Source organism: Kitasatospora sp. NPDC057542 (genome assembly GCF_042801945.1).
GTDB lineage: Bacteria > Actinomycetota > Actinomycetes > Streptomycetales > Streptomycetaceae > Kitasatospora.
In genome coordinates, this window is sequence record NZ_JBHVFE010000752.1 from 1 (window position 1) to 2,396 (window position 2,396).

Annotated in this window: 2 protein-coding genes and 1 pseudogene; 1 reads left to right on the forward strand and 2 read right to left on the reverse strand. The window is 69.2% G+C overall.

Annotation, left to right across the window (positions count from 1 at the left end; translation table 11 throughout):
• Positions 1-281 precede the first annotated feature (281 nt).
• Positions 282-389 (forward strand): annotated as a pseudogene (locus tag ACFU7Y_RS43075) (recombinase family protein); the annotation flags it as partial.
• A gap of 258 nt (positions 390-647) precedes the next feature.
• Here the strand turns inward: ACFU7Y_RS43075 and ACFU7Y_RS43080 are convergent.
• Together ACFU7Y_RS43080 and ACFU7Y_RS43085 are read right to left on the reverse strand one after the other, a co-directional pair.
• The gene (locus ACFU7Y_RS43080) at positions 648-1,349 is read right to left on the reverse strand and encodes a hypothetical protein (protein ID WP_224279619.1); all 702 of its coding nucleotides are present in this window, start codon (positions 1,347-1,349) and stop codon (positions 648-650) included.
• Positions 1,350-1,441: 92 nt separating this feature from the next.
• Positions 1,442-1,948, reverse strand: a complete 507-nt coding sequence (locus ACFU7Y_RS43085) for a SigE family RNA polymerase sigma factor (protein ID WP_224279621.1) — start codon at positions 1,946-1,948, stop codon at positions 1,442-1,444.
• Positions 1,949-2,396 lie beyond the last annotated feature (448 nt).

A 2,396-nucleotide genomic window follows, 5' to 3' on the forward strand; every position in this document is an offset into this window, starting at 1 on the left:
CACCAGTGCCGGGCGGTCAACGCCCTTCCGCTGCTCCGGCTGCCGCACGCTGCCTGTCGTCAAACGATCGTTTGACGACAGGCAGGTGCCGCGTCCAATGAACCCGTGCAATCCGGGGGTTCACGGCGGCTCGAATCCCATCAGATCTGTTGGTGATCGATGACAGGGTTTGACGACAGAGAGGGTCCGATCCTCCGTGTGGAAGGGGCCCTTCGACGGCGAACCTGGTCTACAAGCGGGTCTCGACCGACCAGCAGTCAACCGCCCGGAAGAACCTCGTCCTGGACGAAGCCGGGATCGAGGACCCGGTCGTCTTCGAGGAGGACGGCGGCACCTCCAGCCGCCTCCACCCTCTCCAGCGCCCGAAGTTCCGCGCGCTCCTCGGCTACGCGCGGCCGGGCGACAGCGTCCACGTCTCCGAGATGTTCCGCCCCGTCCGCGGCACCGGCCACATCCCTCGACGTGCTCGACGTCCTGCACCACGACCGCCTCGCGCTGCCCATCCACGACGGCGCGTTCTCCGCCGACCACGGCGTCAGCCGCGGCGCCATCCGCACGACCGTCGCCGACCTCCTGCCCGACCACACCGTGGCCAGATTCAGAGAGCCTCACCAGAGCCGGGGGCGTCCTTCGTGGACGGCCCCGGTTCAGCGATTCCAGTGCGGGCTGAGTGCGATGCCGCGCATCTGGTCGATGGTGAGCGGTGGTTCGGGGCGGGTGGGGCCGGTCTTTCCCGAGGGGTCGATACGGCTCGTGTTGACCTCGTCCACCTCGATCTGGCGGCCGTCCGGCCGCAGGACGGTTACCTTCCAGTGGGTTACGCCACCGATCCACTGGCCCCGGTCGACCAGCACGGCCGTGCCGTCCGGGAACCGTTCGGCGCGGCGCTCGGGCGAGGTCGCCTGCCAGTCAAGGTTGTTCAACGGCATGTCGTCCGCGAGATCCACCCAGATCAGGGCTTCGCCCCGTCCGTCGTCGTACACGAAGCCGCCACCGGCACCGACATCGCCCTCCGGCTTCGGCTTGGTGATACGGCCGTCGACGAAGGTGCCATTGCTGTTGGTTCTGGTGATCTTGCCGGGGGGCATGAACGCGGCCAGCTGGGCGGAGATCGCTCCGGACCGAGGACCGCCGGGGGGCGGACTCGCCGAAGGGGCCTGGGTGGGTGCCGGAGCCGGGGTTGCGGTGGCTGTCGGTGTTCCGACCGGGGAGGGCAGCGCGGAGGTCGGGCGCCCGGAGAAGACGACGCTGCCCGCAACGCAAAGGCCGGCGGCGACGAAAGCCGCAACGCCGATCTGCGCGCGGCGGACCAGGCACAGGCGCCGGCCGTGGGCGGTGGCACGGGCCACAAGGTCCGTGCTGTGCGACCCGAACTGCTGGGAGGAGTGGTGCAGGGCGTCGTGCAGACGCTGATCGGGGTTCATGAGTGTGCTCCGTTCGGTCAGGCCTGGACGAGGTCGGCGAGCAACTCGTCGCCGAGGACATGCCGCAGCTTCTGTAGGGCCCGCAGGCTGCGGGTGCGAACAGCCCCCGCGGACAGCCTCAGCATCTGCGCGGTCTCCTCGACCGGGCGGTCCTCCCAGTACCGCAGGACCAGCACCGCCCGATCCTTCGGTGCCAGTTGCGCCAGCCCGTCGAGCAGCGTCAGCCGCAGCTCCGGGTCGCCGGCGTCGACGGACGCGCGGTCCGGGAACCGGTCCACCGGTCGCTCCCGCGCGCTGCGCCGACGACGGTATGAGGTGAAGGTGCGGACCAGCACGGTGTGCGCGTAGGCGACCGGCGACTGCGCGCGGTCGATCCGGCGCCAGGAACGGAACATCTTCGCCAGCGTCTCCTGTACGAGGTCCTCGGCGAGGTGGCGGTCTCCCGTGAGCAGACACGCGGTGCGGTAGAGCTGGTCGCTGCGGGCATGGGCGAACTCCAGGAAGTCCGCGGGTGCGTCCCCCACGGGTCGGTCCTTTCTCGAACTGTCATCGACCCAGGCACGCGTTGGGGGTGGGTTCGCGTTACAGCAACGGCGTCGATGTTGTCCCTGTCACGTTCTGCGCCAGGCCAGATCAGGATGTCGGACTTGCCGGCTCCCTGGTTGAGAAGCATCGGGAAAACCCTTCCCAGTCCATCCATGACGCCAAGTCCCTCCGGCGCCGGGTCCCGTAGTGTCGACAGATGGCACTCAGGTGACGATCATTCAGTTCCCGGCTTCCAAAAGTAGTTTGGCGGGAATCCGGCAAGAGCTGTTGCAGGTCGAGAACACCGGAGGCGGTGCCACAGCGATTGCCGGCGGCTCGGGGCCGGACGCTGCGGGACGAGGGATGGCCGGTCGGGGGCTCTCGCCGAGAACCGCGGGGGCACTCCCTCACGACGGAGACGCCGGAAGGGCCGTCACCGCAGGTGGG